14 protein-coding genes are annotated in these 20,394 nt (G+C 67.1%); 11 read left to right on the forward strand and 3 right to left on the reverse strand.

Annotated features, from left to right (window positions below; translation table 11 throughout):
• Positions 1-181 precede the first annotated feature (181 nt).
• Positions 182-3,700 carry a transglutaminase family protein gene (locus RZE79_RS11430; RefSeq protein ID WP_319360490.1) on the reverse strand — a complete coding sequence of 1,173 codons (3,519 nt, stop codon included), beginning with the start codon at positions 3,698-3,700 and terminating at the stop codon, positions 182-184.
• A 121-nt stretch (positions 3,701-3,821) separates the two neighbouring features.
• Between RZE79_RS11430 and RZE79_RS11435 the strand changes: the two genes are divergently transcribed.
• The 4 genes from RZE79_RS11435 to RZE79_RS11450 all read left to right on the forward strand — a co-directional run bounded on the left by RZE79_RS11435 (position 3,822) and on the right by RZE79_RS11450 (position 9,742).
• Positions 3,822-6,290 carry a DNA internalization-related competence protein ComEC/Rec2 gene (locus RZE79_RS11435; protein ID WP_319360491.1) on the forward strand — a complete coding sequence of 823 codons (2,469 nt, stop codon included), beginning with the start codon at positions 3,822-3,824 and terminating at the stop codon, positions 6,288-6,290.
• Positions 6,291-6,400: 110 nt separating this feature from the next.
• Positions 6,401-7,897, forward strand: a complete 1,497-nt coding sequence (locus RZE79_RS11440; RefSeq protein ID WP_319360492.1) for a circularly permuted type 2 ATP-grasp protein — start codon at positions 6,401-6,403, stop codon at positions 7,895-7,897.
• Positions 7,898-7,908: 11 nt separating this feature from the next.
• The gene (locus tag RZE79_RS11445) at positions 7,909-8,865 is read left to right on the forward strand and encodes an alpha-E domain-containing protein (RefSeq protein WP_153284960.1); all 957 of its coding nucleotides are present in this window, start codon (positions 7,909-7,911) and stop codon (positions 8,863-8,865) included.
• Positions 8,866-9,277: 412 nt separating this feature from the next.
• Complete coding sequence (locus tag RZE79_RS11450) at positions 9,278-9,742, forward strand: SH3 domain-containing protein (protein ID WP_319360493.1); 465 nt, start codon at positions 9,278-9,280, stop codon at positions 9,740-9,742.
• A gap of 12 nt (positions 9,743-9,754) precedes the next feature.
• On the opposite strand, the gene glpK is transcribed toward RZE79_RS11450, so the two are convergent.
• Together glpK and RZE79_RS11460 are read right to left on the reverse strand one after the other, a co-directional pair.
• Positions 9,755-11,251: a glycerol kinase GlpK gene (gene glpK, locus RZE79_RS11455; protein ID WP_153284958.1), complete on the reverse strand. Its 1,497-nt coding sequence runs from the start codon at positions 11,249-11,251 to the stop codon at positions 9,755-9,757.
• A gap of 165 nt (positions 11,252-11,416) precedes the next feature.
• The gene (locus tag RZE79_RS11460) at positions 11,417-12,187 is read right to left on the reverse strand and encodes a DeoR/GlpR family DNA-binding transcription regulator (RefSeq protein WP_319360494.1); all 771 of its coding nucleotides are present in this window, start codon (positions 12,185-12,187) and stop codon (positions 11,417-11,419) included.
• A gap of 122 nt (positions 12,188-12,309) precedes the next feature.
• Here RZE79_RS11460 and glpD point away from each other — a divergent pair, with 122 nt between their 5' ends.
• From glpD to RZE79_RS11495, 7 genes are all read left to right on the forward strand, one after another.
• On the forward strand, positions 12,310-13,986 hold the full coding sequence (glpD, locus tag RZE79_RS11465; RefSeq protein ID WP_319360495.1) for a glycerol-3-phosphate dehydrogenase: 1,677 nt from the start codon (positions 12,310-12,312) through the stop codon (positions 13,984-13,986).
• Positions 13,986-15,059, forward strand: coding sequence for an ABC transporter ATP-binding protein (locus tag RZE79_RS11470; protein WP_319360496.1), 1,074 nt, complete (start codon positions 13,986-13,988; stop codon positions 15,057-15,059). Before glpD ends, RZE79_RS11470 begins: the two co-directional genes overlap by 1 nt.
• 1 nt (position 15,060) lies before the next feature.
• Positions 15,061-16,131, forward strand: a complete 1,071-nt coding sequence (locus tag RZE79_RS11475; RefSeq protein WP_319360497.1) for an ABC transporter ATP-binding protein — start codon at positions 15,061-15,063, stop codon at positions 16,129-16,131.
• A 166-nt stretch (positions 16,132-16,297) separates the two neighbouring features.
• Positions 16,298-17,188: a carbohydrate ABC transporter permease gene (locus tag RZE79_RS11480; RefSeq protein ID WP_153284953.1), complete on the forward strand. Its 891-nt coding sequence runs from the start codon at positions 16,298-16,300 to the stop codon at positions 17,186-17,188.
• Positions 17,185-17,997: a carbohydrate ABC transporter permease gene (locus RZE79_RS11485; RefSeq protein WP_319360498.1), complete on the forward strand. Its 813-nt coding sequence runs from the start codon at positions 17,185-17,187 to the stop codon at positions 17,995-17,997. The genes RZE79_RS11480 and RZE79_RS11485 overlap by 4 nt, the downstream gene beginning before the upstream one ends.
• A 132-nt stretch (positions 17,998-18,129) precedes the next feature.
• Positions 18,130-18,438 (forward strand): DUF2160 domain-containing protein, encoded by a 309-nt coding sequence (locus RZE79_RS11490; RefSeq protein ID WP_153284951.1) that lies wholly within the window; start codon positions 18,130-18,132, stop codon positions 18,436-18,438.
• Between the two features lie 89 nt (positions 18,439-18,527).
• Positions 18,528-20,258: an ABC transporter substrate-binding protein gene (locus RZE79_RS11495; protein ID WP_319360499.1), complete on the forward strand. Its 1,731-nt coding sequence runs from the start codon at positions 18,528-18,530 to the stop codon at positions 20,256-20,258.
• The last annotated feature ends 136 nt before the right edge of the window (positions 20,259-20,394 follow it).

Consider the following 20,394-nt stretch of genomic DNA (forward strand, 5'->3'; position numbering starts at 1 on the left):
GTGGGAGGCTTTGTGGTCACAAACTGTGACCACAAACATCGGCCGCGGCGGCCGATGAAGGGCGCTCTACGTGTTCACCGAGCAAGGTGTGGCGACGTTGAACTCCGAAAAGAAGAAGACCCTGAACGCGCGCAGCAAGAAATGAGCGCTGCGTGCGACCAGAGTCCACTTCAATCTTCAATCAGCGCCGCAGGTCCAGCGTGAACGGAAACTCCCGGCTGCCCGGCAGGTCGATCGTGGCCGGCGGCGTGCGCAGCAGGCCCGGCGTGTGGCCCATGCGTGTGAAGCGCGAGTGGCGACGGCTTTCGGCTTCGTAGGCGTTGACCGGGAAGGAGTCGTAGTTGAGCCCGCCCGGGTGGGCGACGAAGTACTGGCAGCCGCCCAACGAGCGCTTCATCCAGGTGTCGACGAGGTCGAAGGTCAGCGGTGCGTGGGCCGGGATGCTCGGGTGCAGCGCCGAAGGCGGGTTCCAGGCCTTGTAGCGCACGCCGGCCACGAACTCGCCGGTGACGCCCGTGGGCTGCAGCGGCAGCACCTTGCCGTTGACGGTGACGACGTGGCGGCTTTCGTTCAGGCCGGTCACGCGCACCTCGATGCGCTCCAGCGACGAATCGACATAGCGCACCGTGCCGCCGGCCGAGCCTTCCTCGCCCATCACATGCCACGGTTCGAGCGCGTTGCGCAGCGACAGCTCCACGCCCATCGATTGCATCTGGCCCACGAGCGGGAAGCGGAACTCGAAGTGCGGCGCGAACCAGTCGGCATCGAAGGCAAAGCCGGCCTGGCGCATCTCGCTGATGACGTCGTCGAAGTCCATCTTGACGAAGGTCGGCAGCAGGAAGCGGTCGTGCAGCTCGGTGCCCCAGCGGGTGACGGGCGCCTCGTAGGGCGCGTCCCAGAAGCGCGCCACGAGGGCGCGAATGAGCAGTTGCTGCGCGATGCTCATGCGGGCATGCGGCGGCATTTCGAACGCGCGCAGTTCCAGCAGGCCGAGGCGGCCGGTGCTGGAGTCGGGCGAGTAGAGCTTGTCGATGCAGAACTCGCTGCGGTGCGTGTTGCCCGACACGTCGATCAGGATGTTGCGCAGCGTGCGGTCGACCAGCCATGCGGGCATGTTCTGGCCGTAGATCTCGCGGTTCTTGGCGATTTCTTTCAGCGCAATTTCGAGTTCGTAGACCTGGTCGTTGCGCGCCTCGTCGACGCGCGGCGCCTGGCTCGTCGGGCCGATGAACATGCCCGAGAACAGGTAGCTCAGCGACGGGTGGTTGTGCCAGTACAGCAGCAGGCTGGCCAGCAGCTCGGGCCGGCGCAGGAAAGGGCTGTCGGCGGGCGTGGCGCCGCCCATCACGAAGTGGTTGCCGCCGCCGGTGCCGGTGTGGCGGCCGTCGGTCATGAATTTCTCGGCCGACAGGCGCGTTTCGAACGCGGCGTTGTAGAGAAACTCGGTGTGGTCGACCAGTTCCTTCCAGTTGTGGGCCGGGTGGATGTTGACTTCGATCACGCCCGGGTCGGGCGTCACGGCCAGCATCTTCAGGCGCGGATCGCGCGGCGGCGGATAGCCTTCCATCACGATGCGCACGCCGAGCTGTTTCGCGGTGGCTTCGATGGCAGCGACGAGGTCGAGGTAGTCCTCCAGGCGCGCGAGCGGCGGCATGAAGACGTAGAGCACGCCCGAGGCGCTGCCCTTCTTCTCGGCCGCGGGGCCGTTGGCGCGGCGCGGGTCGCGCACCTCGACGCACAGCGCGGTGCGCGTGACCCAGTGGGCCGATTCGCCGCGCAATGGTTGGCGCGTGGCGGGTGTGGCGGAGGCACTCGGGGCATCAGCGGCCGTTGCTGCTGCTGCATCGCCTTGTGCCGCATCGCCCGGGCTCTGCATGCGCAGCGACGCGGCCACCACGGGCGGTGTGCCGAAGGTGTAGGGCACGTCGCCCAGCTCGGCGCCGGCCGCCGTCGTGGCAGTGGCATAGCGCGCGCGGTAGTCGGACGCGCTCGGCAAGGCGCCGCGCGGCGCGGTCGGGTCGCGCTCGATGAGGTACGGGTAGTCGCCCTTGCTGGCCCACGGCTGCGAGTCGAGCGGCAGGCGGTAGCCCATGGGCGAGTCGCCCGGAATCAGGAACAGGCGGTCGTCGCGCAGGAACCAGGGGCCGGTCTTCCAGCCGGGGCCGGCGAGGGCGGGTGTGTCGCTGTTCGCGTTGCCGGGTTCGATGGGCAGCATGTAGCCGATGACCGCGTCGAGCTTCTGCGTGAAGACGCGACGCAGGCGCACGCGTTCGAGTTCGTCGTCGAGCTTGGAGTCGAAGGGGTCGACGTTCACCGGCAGACGGCGTTCGCGCCAGAGGTAGTAGTAGGTGTCTTCGTAGCCGGGCTGCATGTAGCGCTCGGTGAGGCCCAGCTTGTGCGCCAGCACGGTGGTGAAGCGGCGCGCGTCTTCGCTCGTGTAGTGCGTGGGTACGCGCTCGTCGGCGAACAGCTCGGGGTCGTGCCACAGCGTCTGGCCGTCGGCGCGCCAGAAGATCGACAGCGCCCAGCGCGGCAGCTGCTCGCCCGGGTACCACTTGCCCTGGCCGAAATGCAGGAAGCCGCCCTGGCCGTACTCGGCGCGCAGCTTGTGCACGAGCTCGGTGGCGTAGCCGCGCTTGGTGGGGCCGAGCGCGTCGGTGTTCCATTCGGGCGCGTCGCGGTCGCTGGTGGCCACGTAGGTGGGCTCGCCGCCCATCGTGAGGCGCACGTCGCCGGCCACGAGGCGCGCATCGACCGCGTCGCCGAGCGCGAGCACTTCGGCCCATTGCTCTTCGGTGTAGGGCTTGGTGACGCGCGGCGATTCGTAGATGCGCGTGACCTTCATCTCGTGGCTGAACTCGACCTCAGATTCGTCGACGCCGCCCTCGATGGGCGCGGCGCTCGACGGCGAGGGCGTGCAGGCCAGCGGAATGTGGCCTTCGCCGGCCATGAGGCCCGAGGTGGCGTCCAGGCCGATCCAGCCGGCGCCCGGCAGGAACACCTCGCACCACGCGTGCAGGTCGGTGAAGTCGACCGTGGTGCCGCTCGGACCGTCGAGCGCCTTCACGTCGGGCGTGAGCTGGATCAGGTAGCCCGAGACGAAGCGCGCGGCCAAGCCCATGTGGCGCAGCAGCTGCACCAGCAGCCAGCCCGAGTCGCGGCACGAGCCGCTGCCGTTGGTGAGCGTTTCTTCCGGCGTCTGCACGCCGGGCTCCATGCGGATGAGGTAGTTGACGTCCTGCTGCACCTGCTGGTTCAGGCCGACCAGGAAGTCGATGGTGCGCTGCTCCTTGCGATCGACCTTGTCGAGGTAGGCCTCCAGCAGCGGCGTGACCGGGTCGGCCACGAGGTAGGGCGCCAGCTCTTCGGCCTGCGAGGCCGTGTACTTGAACGGGAAGTTCTCGGCCTGCGGCTCGAGAAAGAAGTCGAAAGGGTTGTAGACCGCCATCTCGACCACGAGGTCGACCGTGACCTTGAACTCGCGCGTTTTCTCGGGGAACACGAGCCGCGCCTGGTAGTTGGCGAACGGGTCCTGCATCCAGTTGACGAAGTGCTCGGCCGGTTCGACCCGCAGCGAATACGAGATCACATTGCTGCGGCAATGGGGCGCGGGGCGCAGTCGCACGACTTGCGGGCCCAACTGCACCAGGCGGTCGTATGTGTAGTGGGTGACGTGGTGGAGTGCGGCGTGAATGGACATGCGTAGGGGCGTGCAGTGCAGCGAGGTTGCATCGAAAAGATGTCTCTGGTGAGACGCATACTAGCCCAGTTGCCAAGCAATTAACGCGCCATCGAGCGTGGATTGGGGGAGGGTTTGCATCATGGTTTCAGAGGTGTCTGGAGATCGGTCGCGGCGTGCGTCCGGCGCGGTCGCGGGTGGGGCGGGGGCCTTTGCTGCGCTCGGCGGCACGCTGCTCGGCGCGGCCTTGCAGCTGCGCCAGCCGCAGCTGTGGCACGCAGGCGTTTACGCCGCGTTGCTGCTCGTGGGGCTCGGCGGTGGATGGCTCTTGTGGCGGTGGCGTGGGCGTCGGCTGATCGTGCTGATGCTGTCGCTGGCCTGCGGCACGATGGCCGGTGCGGGCCTGGCCGGATGGCGCGCGACGGCCTATGCGAATGGCGCGCTGAGCCCGCAGCTCGAAGGGCGCGACCTGCGGCTTACGGGCGTGGTCTCGCAGATGCCGCAGCACAGCGAGATCGGAACACGCTTCCGTTTCGATGTGGAGACGGCGCAATGGGCCGAGGCCTCACACGGAGCTGCGCCACCGACGGTGCCCTCACGCATCGCGCTCGCCTGGTACGGCGAGCACAGCGGCGTGTGGGAGCAGCCCGTCGAGCGGCGCGCGTCCACCGCGCGCACGGTGGGCGAAGTGCACGCCGGCCAGCGCTGGCAACTGACCGTGCGCCTGCGCGCGCCACACGGCAATCTCAACCCGCACGGTTTCGACAGCGAACTCTGGGCGTGGGAGCAGGGCGTGCATGCCCAGGGCCATGTGCGCGTCGGCGCACGCGAACCCGCGCCGCAGCTGCTGGGCGTCACGTGGCTGCACCCGATCGAGCGGGCACGTGAGGCCGTGCGCGATGACGTCTTCACCCGCGTGGACGACCGGCGGCAGGCCGGCGTGATCGCCGCGCTGGTCACAGGCGACCAGGGCGCCATCGACCGCGCCGACTGGGACGTGTTCCGCGCCACTGGCGTGGCGCACCTGATGTCGATCTCGGGCCTGCACATCACCTTGTTCGCGTGGTTCGCGGCGCATGTCGTCGGTGCGCTCTGGCGACGCAGTAGCCGGCTCATGCTGTGGCTGCCTGCGCAGCAGGCCGCACTCGCGGGCGGTGTGCTGCTGGCCGCGCTCTATGCGCTCTTCAGCGGTTGGGGCGTGCCCTCGCAGCGCACGGTCTGGATGCTCGCGGCCGTGGCGCTGCTGCGCCTCACCGGTCGGCGCTGGCCGTGGCCGCATGTCTGGCTGCTCACGGCCGCGGTCGTGGTGGCGGCCGACCCGTGGGCGCTGCTGCAGGCCGGCTTCTGGCTCAGCTTCGTGGCGGTGGCGGTGCTGTTCGCCTCTGCGACGGCCGTGCCGGGCGAGGGCAAGATGGGGGCGCTCACGCGGCTGCGTCGCTTCTTCCGCGAGCAATGGACCATCACACTGGCGCTCGCGCCGCTGAGCCTGCTGCTGTTCCAGCAGGTGTCGGCCGTCGGGCTCGTGGCCAATGCGATCGCAATCCCGTGGGTGACGCTGGTGATCACGCCGCTGGCGATGCTCGGCGTGGTGGTGCCGCCGCTGTGGGACGTGGCGGCCGGCGCGGTGAAGTTGTTCGCCTTGCTGCTGCAGGCGTTCGCCGGCCTGCCGTTCGCCACGCTGTCGATGGCCGCGCCACCGCCGTGGCTGGCCGCAGGGGGTGTGGCGGGCGGTGTGCTGCTGGCGATGCGCCTGCCGTGGTCGATGCGCGCCCTCGGCCTGCCGCTGCTGTTGCCGGTGCTGCTGTGGCAGCCGGCGCGGCCCGCCGCAGGCGAGTTCGACCTGCTCGCCGCCGACATCGGGCAGGGCAACGCGGTGCTCGTGCGCACCGCCACGCACAGCCTGCTGTACGACGCCGGCCCGCGCTACGGGCTCGACAGCGATGCGGGCCACCGCGTGCTCGTGCCTTTGCTGCGCGCGCGGGGCGAACGGCTCGACATGCTCCTGCTGAGTCACCGCGACATCGACCACACGGGCGGTGCGCCCGCCGTGCTCGCCATGCAGCCGCAAGCCGCGCTGCTGAGCTCTATCGAGGCCGGGCATCCGCTGCAGGCGCTGCGCCCCGCGCGCCGATGCGAGGCCGGCCAGCGCTGGACCTGGGATGGCGTCGATTTCGAGCTGCTGTTTCCCTATGACAGCGACTACCGTAGCTTCACGCGGCCCAATGCCGTGTCGTGCGTGCTGCGCATCGGCAATGGCCGCGCCACGGCGCTGCTGGCCGGCGACATCGAGCGGCTGCAGGAGGCCGCGCTGGTGGCGCGCACGCCGGGGCTGCAGGCCGATGTGCTGCTGGTGCCTCACCACGGCAGCAAGACTTCGTCGAGCGAGGCATTGCTCGACACCGTGCGCCCGCGCATCGCGCTGGTCCAGGCCGGCTACCGCAGCCGCTTCGGCCACCCGGCGCCCGAGGTGGTGGCGCGCTACGTCGAGCGCGGCGTGCGGGTGATCGACAGCCCGCGCTGCGGTGCCGCCCATTGGGCAAGCGCGACGCCGGCCGAGGTGAGCTGTGAACGCGCGCTCGACCTGCGTTACTGGCGCCACCGCATGCCCTGAAATCGTGAAGGCGGGTCCGAAACACCAAAGGCCCTCGCATCGCGTTCAAACCTAGGGCTTCTACTGGCCTTGAACTTGCTAAGCTATGGCTCAAGGAGATTGGTCGTTCCATGCACAAATTCGACGAGATGTATGAGCAGCTCCCCTATGCGGGCGCTGCAATCCGGCAACACTACAAGCGCTACGACCAATGGCTTGCGAAGCAACCCGGTGAGGTGATGCGAGCGCGGCGAGAAGAGGCGGAAATGATTTTTCGCCGGGTCGGCATCACCTTCGCGGTGTACGGCGCCAAGGACGAGGACGGCTCCGGCACCGAGCGGTTGATCCCGTTCGACCTGCTGCCCCGGATCATTCCCTCCCACGAGTGGGAGAGCATGGAAAAGGGGCTGGTGCAGCGCGTCACGGCGCTCAACCGCTTCCTGTACGACGTCTACCACGACCAGGACATCATCAAGGCCGGCATCATCCCGGCCGAGCAGATCCTGAACAACGCCCAGTTCCGCCCCGAGATGATGGGCGTGAACGTGCCGCACAACGTCTACTCGAACATTTCGGGCATCGACATCGTGCGTGCGCCCGACGCCCAGGGCAACGGCGAGTACTACGTGCTCGAAGACAACCTGCGCGTGCCCAGCGGCGTGAGCTACATGCTCGAAAACCGCAAGATGATGATGCGGCTCTTCCCCGAGCTGTTCAACCAGAACCGCATCGCGCCGGTCGCCCACTACCCCGACCTGCTGCTCGAAACGCTGCGCGCCAGCGCGCCGCCGGCCACGGCCGAGCCCACGGTGGTGGTGCTCACGCCCGGCATGTACAACAGCGCCTACTTCGAGCACGCCTTCCTGGCCCAGCAGATGGGCGTGGAACTGGTCGAAGGCCAAGACCTGTTCGTCAAGGACGACTTCGTCTACATGCGCACCACGCGCGGCCCGCTGCGGGTCGACGTGATCTACCGCCGCGTCGACGACGACTTTCTCGACCCCGACGTGTTCCGCCCGACCTCCACCCTCGGCTGCGCGGGCCTCATGCGCGCCTACCGCGCGGGCAACGTCGTCATCTGCAATGCCGTGGGCACCGGCGTGGCCGACGACAAGTCGATCTACCCGTACGTGCCGAAGATGATCGAGTTCTACCTCGGCGAGAAGCCGATTTTGAAGAACGTGCCGACCTACATGTGCCGCAACAAGGACGAGCTGCAGTACACGCTCGACAACATGAAGGACCTGGTCGTCAAGGAGGTGCACGGCGCCGGCGGCTACGGCATGCTCATCGGCCCGGCCGCCACGCAGGCCGAGATCGAAGACTTCAAGAAGGCCGTCATCGCCAAGCCGGACGGCTACATCGCCCAGCCCACGCTGAGCCTGTCGACCTCGCCGACCTTCGTCGACGCCGGCATCGCGCCGCGCCACATCGACCTGCGCCCCTTCGTGCTCTCGGGCAGCGAGGTGCAGATGGTGCCCGGCGGCCTCACGCGCGTGGCGCTCAAGGAGGGGTCGCTGGTGGTCAACTCGTCGCAGGGCGGCGGCACCAAGGACACCTGGATTCTCGAAGCGGACCGCACGGCCAAGCCGAAGACGGCCACGCAGTCGCAAAGCCAATCGCAGTAGGAGCACAAACGATGCTGTCCCGCACCGCAGACCACCTCTACTGGATGTCGCGCTACACCGAGCGTGCCGAAAACACGGCGCGCATGCTCGACGTCAACTACCAGACTTCGCTGCTGCCGCAGTCGGCCGAGGTCGCCAAGTACGGCTGGCAGGGCGTGCTGTCCATCAGCGAGCTGCTGCCGCTGTACAACGACAAGTACGACCACATCGCACCCAACGAGGTCATGGAGTTCATGGTCAAGGACGAGAGCAATCCGTCGTCGATCGTCTCCTGCCTGAAGGCCGCCCGCGAGAACGCCCGTGCCGTGCGCGGCGCGCTCACCACCGAGGCCTGGGAAACGCAGAACACCACCTGGCTCGAAGTGAACCGCATGCTGCGCGCGGGTGATTTCGAGCGCGACCCGGGTCAGTTCTTCGAGTGGGTCAAGTTCCGCTCGCACCTGTCGCGCGGCGTCACGCTGGGCACCATGCTCCAGGATGAGGCGTTCTACTTCTCGCGCCTAGGCACCTTTTTGGAGCGTGCCGACAACACGGCGCGCCTGGTCGACGTGAAGTTCCACGCGCTCAACAGCGAATTCTTCGGTGCCGCCACCGAGGAAGACCAGGAGTACGACTTCTATCACTGGAGCGCCATCCTGCGCAGCGTCTCGGCCTTCGAGGTCTACCGCAAGGTGTACCGCGACGTGATCAAGCCCGAGCGCGTGGCCGAGTTGCTCATTCTTCGCGCCGACATGCCGCGCTCGCTGCACGCGAGCCTGGCCGAGGTGGTCGCCAACCTCGCGAAGGTGCAGAACGAGCAGAGCGCCGAAACCCAACGCCGTGCCGGCAAGCTGCTGGCTGATCTGCAGTACGCGCGGGTCGACGAGATCCTCGCGACCGGGCTGCACGCTTACCTCACGCAGTTCCTTGACCGCGTCAACGAGCTGGGCGGGCGCATCAGCCAGGACTTCCTGGTGCCGGCGCACTGAGCGAGCCCGTCTCCGGCGACTGTCAACGCGAAAACGATCCGACAGCCACCGGAATCTCCGACGCCCGCCGCAGGCGGTTGTCGCGCAGCACATCGCGCTCTGCCTTCTGTCCGCTCCAGCGGATGCCCAGCGTCGTACGCGTGGCGGAAGTGCCGCACCCGGGTCGAGCGGCAGTTCCGCGGCGTCGGGCCGTGGCGCGTCGGTTGAGGGGCAAACGCGGCGCGGGGGGAATCGAAGGCGGCCGAATTCTGCCCCGCGCCCTGCCGCCGCACGCTCAGTGTCCCGACCCTTGCGGGTTCTTTGAGCCCCACCTCAGGGATATCCCCGCGGAACTTATTCGCGCGCAGCGTCCCTGAGGGGCTCGCCCGGCATTTGCCGGACTCCGTGTCTTCTTGAAAGGAACCTTCGCCCCATGGCCCGATTCAGCCGCCGACTGCCCGCGCTCCTGCTCGCATTCTTCTTTTCGTGGATGGTGCTGCCGTCCGCCTTTGCCGCGCAGCCGCAGATGGTCAGTGTCGCGGTCAAGACGCTGAACATGCGCACCGGCCCGAGCCAGCGCGCCGACGCGCACTGGACGGTGAGCCGGGGCTATCCGCTGCGCGTGATCGGCCGCAAGGGCGACTGGCTGCGGGTCACCGACTTCGAGAACGACAAGGCCTGGGTCTTCCGTTCGATGACGAACAAGACGCCGCACCACGTCGTGAAGGCGAAGACCGCGCAACTGCGCCGCGCCCCCGGTGCGCGCAGCCCGGTCGTGAAGCGGGCCGTGTATGGCGACGTGCTGCGCACGCTCGAGCGCCGCGGCGACTGGGTGAAGGTGCGCCATGAAGGCGGCACCACCGGCTGGGTGCTGAAGCGCTCCCTCTGGGGCTGGTGAAACCGAGGGCGTTCAGGTCGCGGTGGCCTGGCGCACGGCGCGCTCCCAGCGCGCCATCGATTCCTCAGCCTGCGCGCGGCCCATGGTGGGCATGAAGCGGCGCTCGATCTTCCACAGCTTCGAGAGCTGGCGCGCGTCGGTGTAGACGCCGGTCGACAGCCCGGCAAGGTAGGCCGCGCCCAGCGCGGTGGTCTCGATCACCTCGGGCCGCACCACCGGAATGCCCAGCAGGTCGGCCTGGAACTGCATCAGCAGATCGTTCACGCTCGCGCCTCCATCGACACGCAGCTCGGCCACGGGCTTGCCGCCTGCCGCCACGGCGTCGCGGCTCATGGCCTGCAGCAACGCGGCACTCTGGTAGGCGATGCTTTCGAGCGCGGCGCGCGCGATGTGCGCGACCGTGGTGCCGCGCGTGAGGCCGGTGATCGTGCCGCGCGCGTCCGCGTCCCAGTAGGGCGCGCCCAGGCCGGTGAAGGCCGGCACCATCATCACGCCGCCCGCGTCGGGCACGCTCTCGGCGAGCGACTGCACCTCGGCGCTGCCCTTGATGGCCTTGAGGCCGTCGCGCAGCCACTGCACCACCGCGCCGCCGACGAACACGCTGCCTTCCATCGCGTACTGCGGGGTCGCATCGACCTGCGCCGCGCTGGTGACCAGCAAGCCGTTGTGCGACGGCTGGAACGCGCCGCCCGTGTGCATCAGCAGAAAGCAACCGGTGCCGTAGGTGTTCTTGGCCATGCCGGCCTCGAAGCAGGCCTGGCCGAAGAGGGCGCTCTGCTGGTCGCCGGCCACGCCGCCGATGGGCAGCGTGTGGCCGAGCAGCGCGGCGTCGGTGTCGGCGAAATGCGAGCTCGACGGCTGCACCTTCGGCAGCAGCGCGGCGGGGATCTTCAGCGCGGCGAGCAGGTCGGCGTCCCATTCGTTGGTGTGCACGTTGAACAGCATCGTGCGCGAGGCGTTGCTCACGTCGGTCACGTGCACCTTGCCGCCGGTGAGCTGCCACATGAGCCAGCTGTCGACCGTGCCGAAAGCGAGTTCGCCGCGCTCGGCCTGGGCGCGCGCGCCGGGCACGTGGTCCAGCAGCCAGCGCAGCTTGGTGCCCGAGAAGTACGCGTCGATCACGAGGCCGGTCTTGTCGCGGATGGTGTCCGTCATGCCTTCGTCGCGCAGCTGCGCGCACAGCGGTTCGGCGCGGCGGTCTTGCCAGACGATGGCGTGGTGCACGGGCTGGCCGGTGGCGCGGTTCCACAGCACGGTGGTCTCGCGCTGGTTGGTGATGCCGATGGCGTGGATGTCGGCGGGCTGCAGCTTGGCCTTGGCCAGCACCTCGCGCGCGGTGGCGAGCTGGCTGCGCCAGATTTCCATCGGGTCGTGCTCGACCCAGCCCGGCTGCGGGTAGATCTGCGTGAGTTCCTTCTGGGCGATGGCGACGATGCGGCCTTCGCGGTCGAACACGATGCTGCGCGAGCTGGAGGTGCCCTGGTCGAGGGCGAGCAGGTAGGTGGTCATGGGTTGCGTGTTCCTTTGAATCCTGTCTGGCTCCTTCCCCCTTTGGGGGAAGGTTGGGATGGGGGCAGGCCTTCAATGAGGCGCCATGCTTCTTCGGAAGCCGTCGTGCCCCCACCCCGACCCTCCCCCAGCGGGGGAGGGAGAAATACGTCAGGGCCGCTCATCTCATGCGTCGCGCGCGATTTCCAACCGCACCTGTGCGGCATGCAGCAGGTCGGGAAACGGCGGCGGCGGCGCGGCGTCGGTGAACAGGCGGTCGATCTGCGAGAGCGTGCCCAGCTCGATCATGGCCGGCCGGTTGAACTTGCTCGCGTCGGCCGCCAGCCACACCTCGCGTGCCTGGGCAATGATGGTCTGCGCGACCTTCACCTCGCGCAGGTCGAAGTCGCGCAGCGAGCCGTCGGCCTCGATGCTCGACACGCCGATGAGCGCGATGTCGACCTTGAACTGGCGGATGAAGTCGATGGTGGCCTCGCCCACCACGGCGCGGTCGCGCGGGCGCACCGAGCCGCCGGCCACGATCACCTCGCAGGCCGTGTTGCCGCTCAGGATGGTCGCCACGTTCAGGTTGTTGGTGATCACGCGCAGGCCCGTGTGGCGCATCAGCGCCTTGGCGATGGCCTCGGTGGTGGTGCCGATGTTCAGGATCAGCGAGCAGTCGTTGGGCACCAGCTCGGCCACGCGGCGCGCGATGCGCGCTTTGCCGTCGGCGTTGAGCGTTTCGCGCTGCTGGTAGCCGATGTTCTCGGTGGTCGAACTCGGCACGCGCACGCCGCCGTGAAAACGCGTGAGCAAGCCTGCGTCGGCCAGCCGCTGCACGTCGCGGCGCACGGTCTGCAGCGTCACGCCCAGCATGTCGGCGAGCTGTTCGACGGTGACGGAGCCGCGCGCGCGCACGGTGTCGAGGAGGTTGATCTGGCGCGGATTGGAGTTCACAGAGACGTCGTGGAAAGCGGAAAGACTGAGCTTGAGGGTACAGGCCGCGTCACTTTAAAACGAAAGAAAACGAATCTTAGTAAGGGAAAACTCGGAGGAAAATCGCGCCAAAAGGAATCCAAATGAAAAAACTCGAAAATACAATCTCGGCCTTTGCTGACAAAAGTCACGAACCTACGGACCTCCAGCCTGTGACCGATTTCTCTTCCCCAGCGGCCGCGCCGGCCACCGAATGCGATGTGCTGATCGTCGGCGGCGGCATCAACGGGTGCGGCATTGCGCGCGACCTGGCCGGCCGGGGCTGGCGCGTAGTCTTGTGCGAGAAGGACGACCTGGCCTCGCACACCTCGTCGTCTTCGACCAAGCTGATCCACGGCGGGCTGCGCTACCTGGAGTACTACGAGTTCTCGCTGGTGCGCAAGGCGCTGCAGGAGCGCGAAGTGCTGCTCAAGAGTGCGCCGCACATCATGTGGCCGCTGCGCTTCGTGATGCCGCACGACCCCTCCATGCGCCCGGCCTGGATGATCCGCATCGGCCTGTTCATGTACGACCACCTCGCCAGGCGCGAGGTGCTGCCGCCGTCGCGCGGCATCGACCTGCGCCAGCACCCGGCCGGCGCACCGCTCAAGGCGCAGTACAAGCGCGGCTTTGTGTACTCGGACGGCTGGGTCGACGACGCGCGGCTGGTGGTGCTCAATGCCGTCGATGCGCGTTCGAAGGGCGCCGAGGTGCTCACGCGCACGCGCTGCATCCATGCGCAGCGCGGCGCCGACGGCTGGGTTGCCACGCTCGAAGGCCCCGACGGCGCGCACCGCACCGTGCGCGCACGCGCCGTGGTGAACGCGGCCGGGCCGTGGGCCGAATCTTTCCTGCGTGGCGTGGCCCAGTCGGCACGCGGCGAGGCGCTGGCCACCAAGAGCCTGCGGCTCGTGAAGGGCAGCCACATCATCGTGCCACGCCTGTTCGACCACGACCATGCCTACATCTTCCAGAACCCCGACAAGCGGATCATCTTCGCCATTCCTTACCAGGGCGCGTTCACGCTGATCGGCACCACCGACATCGAGATCAGCGGCGACGATCCCGGCGCCGCGCGCATCGCGCAGGAAGAAATCGACTACCTCTGCACGCAGGCCAGCCGCTACTTCGACAAGGCCATCGTGCCGGCCGACGTGGTCTGGACCTACTCGGGCGTGCGCCCGCTGCTGGACGACGCCTCGGGCGATCCCTCGGCCGTCACGCGTGACTATCTGCTCGAGTCGAACACCACCGCCGCGCCGCTGCTGTCGGTGTGGGGCGGCAAGATCACCACCTTCCGCAAGCTGGCAGAAGATGCCGCCGACGAGGTCGGCAAGATGCTCGGGCAGTCGGGCGCACAACGCCCGGCCTGGACCGACGGCGCCTTCCTGGCCGGCGGTGACCTGTCGGCCTGGATCGGTGCACCCAAGCGCCCCGACGACGACTTCGGTCGCTTCGTGACCGCCGTGCAGGCGAAGTATCCCTGGCTCGATGCCAAGGTCGCGCTGCGGCTGGCGCGCGGTTATGGCGCGCGCGTGGTCGAACTGGTCGGCGAGGCGCAGTCGCTGGCCGACATGGGCGCCGAGGTCGCGCCCGGCCTGTACGAGCGCGAGCTGCGCTTTCTGCAGGCGCGCGAATGGGCCGTGAGCTCGGACGACGTGCTCTGGCGCCGCACCAAGCTCGGCCTGCACTACACGCCCGCCGAGCGCGAGCAGGTGGCGATCTGGCTGCAGGCCAACGCAACAAACAACAACGACACCGTGGAAGTGGAGGTGAGCTGATGCAGCTGACTCTGGAGCGCGTCACCAAGAAGGTCGGCGCGCACACCTGGCTCTACGAGCAGAGCATCGCGCCCAAAAGCGGCGCGGTGACCGTGCTGCTCGGCGCCACGCAGGCCGGCAAGACCAGCCTGATGCGCCTCATGGCCGGGCTCGACACGCCGAGCACCGGGCGTGTGCTGGTGGACGGCAAGGACGTCACCGGCACGCCGGTGCGCGAGCGCAATGTCGCGATGGTCTACCAGCAGTTCATCAACTACCCCTCGCTCAAGGTGTTCGACAACATCGCCTCGCCGCTGAAGCTGCGCGGCGAATCGAACATCGAGGCGCGCGTGAAGGCGCTGGCCGACAAGCTGCACATCGGCATGTTCCTCGACCGCCTGCCGGCCGAGCTGTCGGGCGGCCAGCAGCAGCGCGTGGCGCTGGCGCGTGCGCTCGCCAAGAACGCACCGCTCATGCTGCTCGACGAGCCGCTGGTCAACCTGGACTACAAGCTGCGGGAAGGCCTGCGCGAAGAACTCACGCAGCTCTTCGCCACCGGCGACTCGACCGTCATCTACGCCACCACCGAGCCCGGCGAAGCGCTGCTGCTCGGCGGCTACACGGCCGTGATGGACGCCGGCGAACTGCTGCAGTACGGTCCGACCGCCGAGGTGTTCCACGCGCCGCAGTCGCTGCGCGTGGCACGCGCCTTCAGCGATCCGCCGATGAACCTGCTGGCGGGCACGGCCACCGCCGGCCAGGTGCAACTCGCGGGCGGGCCTGCGCTGACGTTGGCCCTGCCCGAAGGCGTGTCGGGCGCAGTCACCATCGGCCTGCGCGCGAGTGCCTTGAACGTGGGTGCGGGGGAGGGCGACATCGCCTTGTCCGGCAAGGTGGAGCTGGCCGAGATTTCGGGCTCCGACACCTTCGTGCACGTCGATACCGCGGTGGGCGAACTGGTGGCGCAGCTCACCGGTGTGCACCGCTTCGAACTGGGCGCCGCGATCACGCTGTACTTCAGCGCGTCGCAGGCCTATGTGTTCGATGCCAGCGAAAAGCTGGCGCGCGCGCCGGCATGGCGCAAAGGAGCTTGAGATGGCACGCATCGATCTCGACCTGGCCCACGCCTACCGCGCCAACCCCACGCAGGACAGCGACTACGCGCTGCTCCCGCTCAAGATGAGCTTCCGCGATGGCGGCGCGTATGCCCTGCTCGGCCCCTCGGGCTGCGGCAAGACGACCATGCTGAACATCATCTCGGGCCTGCTCGTGCCCTCGCAAGGCAGCGTGAGCTTCGACGGCCGCGACATGACGCGCGCCACGCCGCAGGAACGCAACATCGCGCAGGTGTTCCAGTTCCCGGTGATCTACGACACCATGACCGTGGCCGAGAACCTCGCGTTCCCGCTGCGCAACCGCAAGGTGCCTGAAGACCAGATCAAGAAGCGCGTCGGCGAGATCGCTGAAATGCTCGACATGAGCGGCCAGCTCAACCAGCGCGCCGCGGGCCTCGCGGCCGACGCCAAGCAGAAGATTTCGCTGGGCCGCGGCCTGGTGCGCAGCGACGTGTCGGCGGTGCTGTTCGACGAACCGCTCACCGTGATCGATCCGCACCTGAAGTGGCAACTGCGCCGCAAGCTCAAGCAGATCCATCGCGAGCTCAAGCTCACGCTGATCTACGTGACGCACGACCAGGTCGAGGCGCTCACCTTCGCCGAAGAGGTGGTGGTCATGACGCGCGGCAAGGCCGTGCAGGTGGGCAGCGCCGAGGCGCTGTTCGAGCGGCCGGCCCACACCTTTGTCGGGCACTTCATCGGCTCGCCGGGCATGAACTTTTTGTCGGCGCACAGCGCCAACGGCGCGCTCGAAGTGGCGGGTACGCCGCTGGTGCCGACGCGCGAACTGCCGCCCGGCGCGCTCAAGATCGGCATCCGGCCCGAGTACCTGCGCCTGTCGAATGCCGGCGCGGCTGGCGCCGTGCCTGCGGTGGTGAAGCAGGTGCAGGACGTCGGCACGCACGCGATGCTGAGCGCGGAGGTCGACGGCGGCGTGGTCAAGGTGCGCATGCACTCGGACGAACAGCCGCCGGCGGTGGGCGACACGGTGTGGCTGCGGGTGCTTGATACGCACACGTGCTACTACAAGGATGAGGAGTTGGTGGCATGACGCATCAATCAGCCGTTGCTCGGTCTTGTTCCCTCTCCCCTTGCGGGGAGAGGGCTAGGGTGAGGGCAGGGGCCTTGCCACCGCTTGCAGCCTTTCGAGCGCCGTCATCCCTCACCCCAACCCTCTCCCAGAGGGAGAGGGAGAAAACGCAGCGGGAGCAAACACCATGAACGCCACCAACAAACCCATCAATCAAAAGGCCTGGTGGCTCGTGCTGCCGGTGCTCATCTGCGTCGCCTTCTCCGCCATCGTCCCGCTGATGACGGTCGTCAACTACTCGGTGCAGGACATCATCTCGCCCGATCGGCGCGTGTTCGTCGGCACCGAATGGTTTGCCGCCGTGATGCGCGACGACGAGCTGCACCAGGCGCTGTGGCGCCAGCTGGGCTTCTCGCTCTCGGTGCTGCTGGTGGAGATTCCGCTGGGCATCGCGCTCGCGCTGTCGATGCCGGCCACGGGCTGGAAATCGTCGGCGGTGCTGGTGGTGGTGGCGCTGTCGCTGCTCATTCCGTGGAACGTGGTGGGCACCATCTGGCAGATCTACGGCCGCGCCGACATCGGCCTGCTGGGCCACGCGCTGCAAGTGATGGGCATCGAATACAACTACACCGGCAGCGCGACCGACGCGTGGCTCACGGTGCTGGTGATGGACGTGTGGCACTGGACGCCGCTGGTCGCCTTGCTCTGCTACGCCGGCCTGCGCTCGATTCCCGACGCCTACTACCAGGCCGCGCGCATCGACGGTGCCAGCAAGTTCGCGGTGTTCCGCTACATCCAACTGCCCAAGATGCGCGGCGTGCTGATGATTGCCGTGCTGCTGCGCTTCATGGACAGCTTCATGATCTACACCGAGCCCTTCGTGCTGACGGGCGGCGGGCCGGGCAACGCGACCACCTTCCTGAGCCAGTACCTCACGCAGAAGGCCGTGGGGCAGTTCGACCTGGGGCCGGCGGCGGCGTTCTCGCTGATCTATTTCCTGATCATCCTGTTGTTCTGCTTCGTGCTCTACAACTGGATGCAACGGGTCGGTACACAGGAAGTGGAGAAAGAGCAATGAACGAAAAACGCTTCCACAAGCGCAGCATCTTTTTGCTGCTGTACATCCTGTTCGCGCTGTTGCCCATCTACTGGATGGTCAACATGAGCTTCAAGACGAACGAGGAGATCGTGTCGAGCTTCTCGTTCTTTCCGCAACAGCTCACCTGGGCCAACTACGCGCGCATCTTCACCGACGAGTCGTGGTACTCGGGCTACATCAACAGCCTGATCTACGTGGCGATCAACACGGTGATCTCGCTCACCGTGGCGCTGCCGGCAGCGTATGCGTTCTCGCGCTATTCGTTCCTGGGCGACAAGCACGTGTTCTTCTGGCTGCTGACCAACCGCATGACGCCGCCCGCGGTGTTCCTGCTGCCGTTCTTCCAGCTGTACAGCACCGTGGGTTTGATGGATACGCACCTGGGCGTGGCGCTGGCGCACTTGCTGTTCAACGTGCCGCTCGCGGTGTGGATTCTCGAAGGCTTCATGAGCGGCATTCCGCGCGAGATCGACGAGACGGCGTACATCGACGGCTACTCGTTCCCGCGCTTCTTCCTCACCATCTTCTTGCCGCTCATCAAGGCCGGCGTGGGCGTGGCGGCGTTCTTCTGCTTCATGTTCAGCTGGGTCGAGCTGCTGCTGGCGCGCACGCTCACGAGCGTGAACGCCAAGCCGATCGTCGCGACGATGACGCGCACAGTGAGTGCGTCGGGCATGGACTGGGCGACGCTGGCTGCGGCCGGTGTGCTCACCATCGTGCCGGGCGCGATCGTGATCTGGTTTGTGCGCCACTACATCGCGAAGGGTTTCGCGATGGGTCGCGTGTGACGTTCGGTTTTTCTCCCTCCCCCTCTGGGGGAGGGCAGGGGTGGGGGCAAGCGGCGTATCCATTGGACGCTGATGCCCATCCCAACCTTCCCCCAGAGGGGGAAGGCGCAAGAGAAGACAAGGAGATAAAGAATGTTCGACTGGATGGTCTGGACCACCCCCGTGGCCGTTTTCTTCACCTGCATCGCGCTCATGCTGGTCGGCATGACCGTGTGGGAGATCAAGTCGCCCACCGTCATGCGGCGCGGCTGGCTGCCCATTGCCACCACGCGCGGCGACCGGCTGTTCATCGGCCTGCTGTCCGCCGCGTATGTGAACCTGATCTTCGTCGGCCTGGCCGGCAAGGCGCAGGAGTGGCTGAGCCTGGAGGCCGAGCCCTCGATCTGGATCGGCTTCGTGCTGTCGATGCTCGTTCTTGCCCTGGTCATGCGCAAAGGCTAGGTTCACCGATTCCACCCACACGTCCGGCTCTCCGCCTCCCCGGAGCCGCGATGAAAAAACCGGGGAAGCACAACCGAGGAGACATATTCATGAAGATGCGCTACACGGCATTGGCAATGGCGGCGGCGATGGTCGCCGCGCACGGCGCATGGGCCGCAGAGCCCGAGGCCAAGAAATGGATCGACAGCGAGTTCCAGCCGTCGACCCTGAGCAAGGACCAGCAGGCGGCCGAGATGAAGTGGTTCATCGACGCGGCCAAGAAGCTGCAGGCCAAGGGCGTCAAGGAAATCTCGGTGGTGTCGGAAACCATCACCACGCATGAATACGAATCGAAGACGCTGGCCAAGGCCTTCGAGGAAATCACCGGCATCAAGGTGAAGCACGACCTGATCCAGGAAGGCGACGTGGTCGAGAAGCTGCAGACCTCGATGCAGTCGGGCAAGTCGATCTACGACGGTTGGATTTCCGACTCCGACCTCATCGGTACGCACTACCGCTACGGCAAGATGATGAACCTCACCGACTACATGGCCGGTGCGGGCAAGGAGTACACCAACCCCGGGCTCGACATCAAGGACTTCATCGGCACCAAGTTCACCACCGCGCCCGACGGCAAGCTGTACCAGCTGCCCGACCAGCAGTTCGCCAACCTGTACTGGTTCCGCGCCGACCTGTTCGCGCGCAAGGACCTGCAGGACAAGTTCAAGGCCAAGTACGGCTACGACCTGGGCGTGCCGCTGAACTGGAGCGCCTACGAAGACATCGCCGAGTTCTTCAGCGTCGACGTGAAGACCATCGACGGCAAGCCGATCTACGGCCACATGGACTACGGCAAGAAGGACCCGTCGCTGGGCTGGCGCTTCACCGACGCGTGGCTCTCGATGGCCGGCACCGCCGACATCGGCACCCCGAACGGCATGCCGATCGACGAGTGGGGCATCCGCGTGGCCGACGACAAGTGCACGCCCGTGGGCGCCGCCGTGTCGCGCGGTGGTGCGACCAACTCGCCGGCCGCCGTGTACGCGCTCACCAAGTACATCGACTGGATGAAAAAGTACGCGCCCAAGGAGGCCATGGGCATGACCTTCGGCGAAGCCGGCCCGGTGCCCGCGCAGGGCCAGATCGCCCAGCAGATCTTCTGGTACACGGCCTTCACCGCCGACATGACCAAGAAGGGCCTGCCCGTGGTGAACGAGGACGGCACGCCCAAGTGGCGCATGGCGCCCGGCCCGAACGGCCCGTACTGGAAGCAGGGCATGCAGAACGGCTACCAGGACGTGGGTTCGTGGTCGTTCTTCAACGGCCATGACGCCAACAAGACCGCCGCTGCCTGGCTCTACGCCCAGTTCGTGACCTCCAAGAGCGTCTCGCTCAAGAAGACCATCGTGGGCCTGACCCCGATCCGCGAATCGGACATCCAGAGCAAGGCCATGACCGACATGGCGCCCAAGCTGGGCGGCCTGGTCGAGTTCTACCGCAGCCCGGCCCGCGTGGCGTGGACGCCCACCGGCACCAACGTGCCCGACTACCCGAAGCTGGCGCAGCTGTGGTGGAAGAACGTCGCCGAAGCCGTCACGGGCGAGAAGACCCCGCAAAAAGCCATGGACAACCTGGCCGACGAGATGGACAACGTGATGGCCCGCCTGCAACGCGCCGGCATGGCCCATTGCGCGCCCAAGCTCAACGCGAAGGGCGATCCGAACAAGTGGCTCAGCGACAAGAACGCCCCGTGGAAGAAGCTGGCCAACGAGAAGCCCAAGGGCGAAACCATCGACTACAACAAGCTGCTGAGCGCCTGGAAGGACGGCAAGGTGCGCTGAGCGCACACCGGGCATCACAAATGCAAACAAGGGCCGTGCCGCAAGGTGCGGCCCTTTTTCTCGTTCTGCCCGAATGGTTCGTCGGATTCATGCGACGCCATGACCAATGGCAGATGCACCTTTGAAAAGCTTCGCT

The sequence above is a fragment of the Variovorax sp. EBFNA2 genome (genome assembly GCF_033802765.1).
GTDB lineage: Bacteria > Pseudomonadota > Gammaproteobacteria > Burkholderiales > Burkholderiaceae_C > Variovorax > Variovorax paradoxus_H.

Bases quoted from the DNA above. Each gene is read 5' to 3' on its own strand.
- RZE79_RS11430 (WP_319360490.1), bottom strand. From the start codon at position 3,700: ATGTCCATTCACGCCGCACTCCACCACGTCACCCACTACACATACGAC.
- RZE79_RS11440 (WP_319360492.1), top strand. From the start codon at position 6,401: ATGCACAAATTCGACGAGATGTATGAGCAGCTCCCCTATGCGGGCGCT.
- RZE79_RS11480 (WP_153284953.1), top strand. From the start codon at position 16,298: ATGAACGCCACCAACAAACCCATCAATCAAAAGGCCTGGTGGCTCGTG.
- glpD (WP_319360495.1), top strand. From the start codon at position 12,310: ATGAAAAAACTCGAAAATACAATCTCGGCCTTTGCTGACAAAAGTCAC.
- RZE79_RS11475 (WP_319360497.1), top strand. From the start codon at position 15,061: ATGGCACGCATCGATCTCGACCTGGCCCACGCCTACCGCGCCAACCCC.
- RZE79_RS11435 (WP_319360491.1), top strand. From the start codon at position 3,822: ATGGTTTCAGAGGTGTCTGGAGATCGGTCGCGGCGTGCGTCCGGCGCG.
- RZE79_RS11490 (WP_153284951.1), top strand. From the start codon at position 18,130: ATGTTCGACTGGATGGTCTGGACCACCCCCGTGGCCGTTTTCTTCACC.
- RZE79_RS11450 (WP_319360493.1), top strand. From the start codon at position 9,278: ATGGCCCGATTCAGCCGCCGACTGCCCGCGCTCCTGCTCGCATTCTTC.
- RZE79_RS11470 (WP_319360496.1), top strand. From the start codon at position 13,986: ATGCAGCTGACTCTGGAGCGCGTCACCAAGAAGGTCGGCGCGCACACC.
- RZE79_RS11445 (WP_153284960.1), top strand. From the start codon at position 7,909: ATGCTGTCCCGCACCGCAGACCACCTCTACTGGATGTCGCGCTACACC.
- glpK (WP_153284958.1), bottom strand. From the start codon at position 11,251: ATGACCACCTACCTGCTCGCCCTCGACCAGGGCACCTCCAGCTCGCGC.
- RZE79_RS11495 (WP_319360499.1), top strand. From the start codon at position 18,528: ATGAAGATGCGCTACACGGCATTGGCAATGGCGGCGGCGATGGTCGCC.
- RZE79_RS11485 (WP_319360498.1), top strand. From the start codon at position 17,185: ATGAACGAAAAACGCTTCCACAAGCGCAGCATCTTTTTGCTGCTGTAC.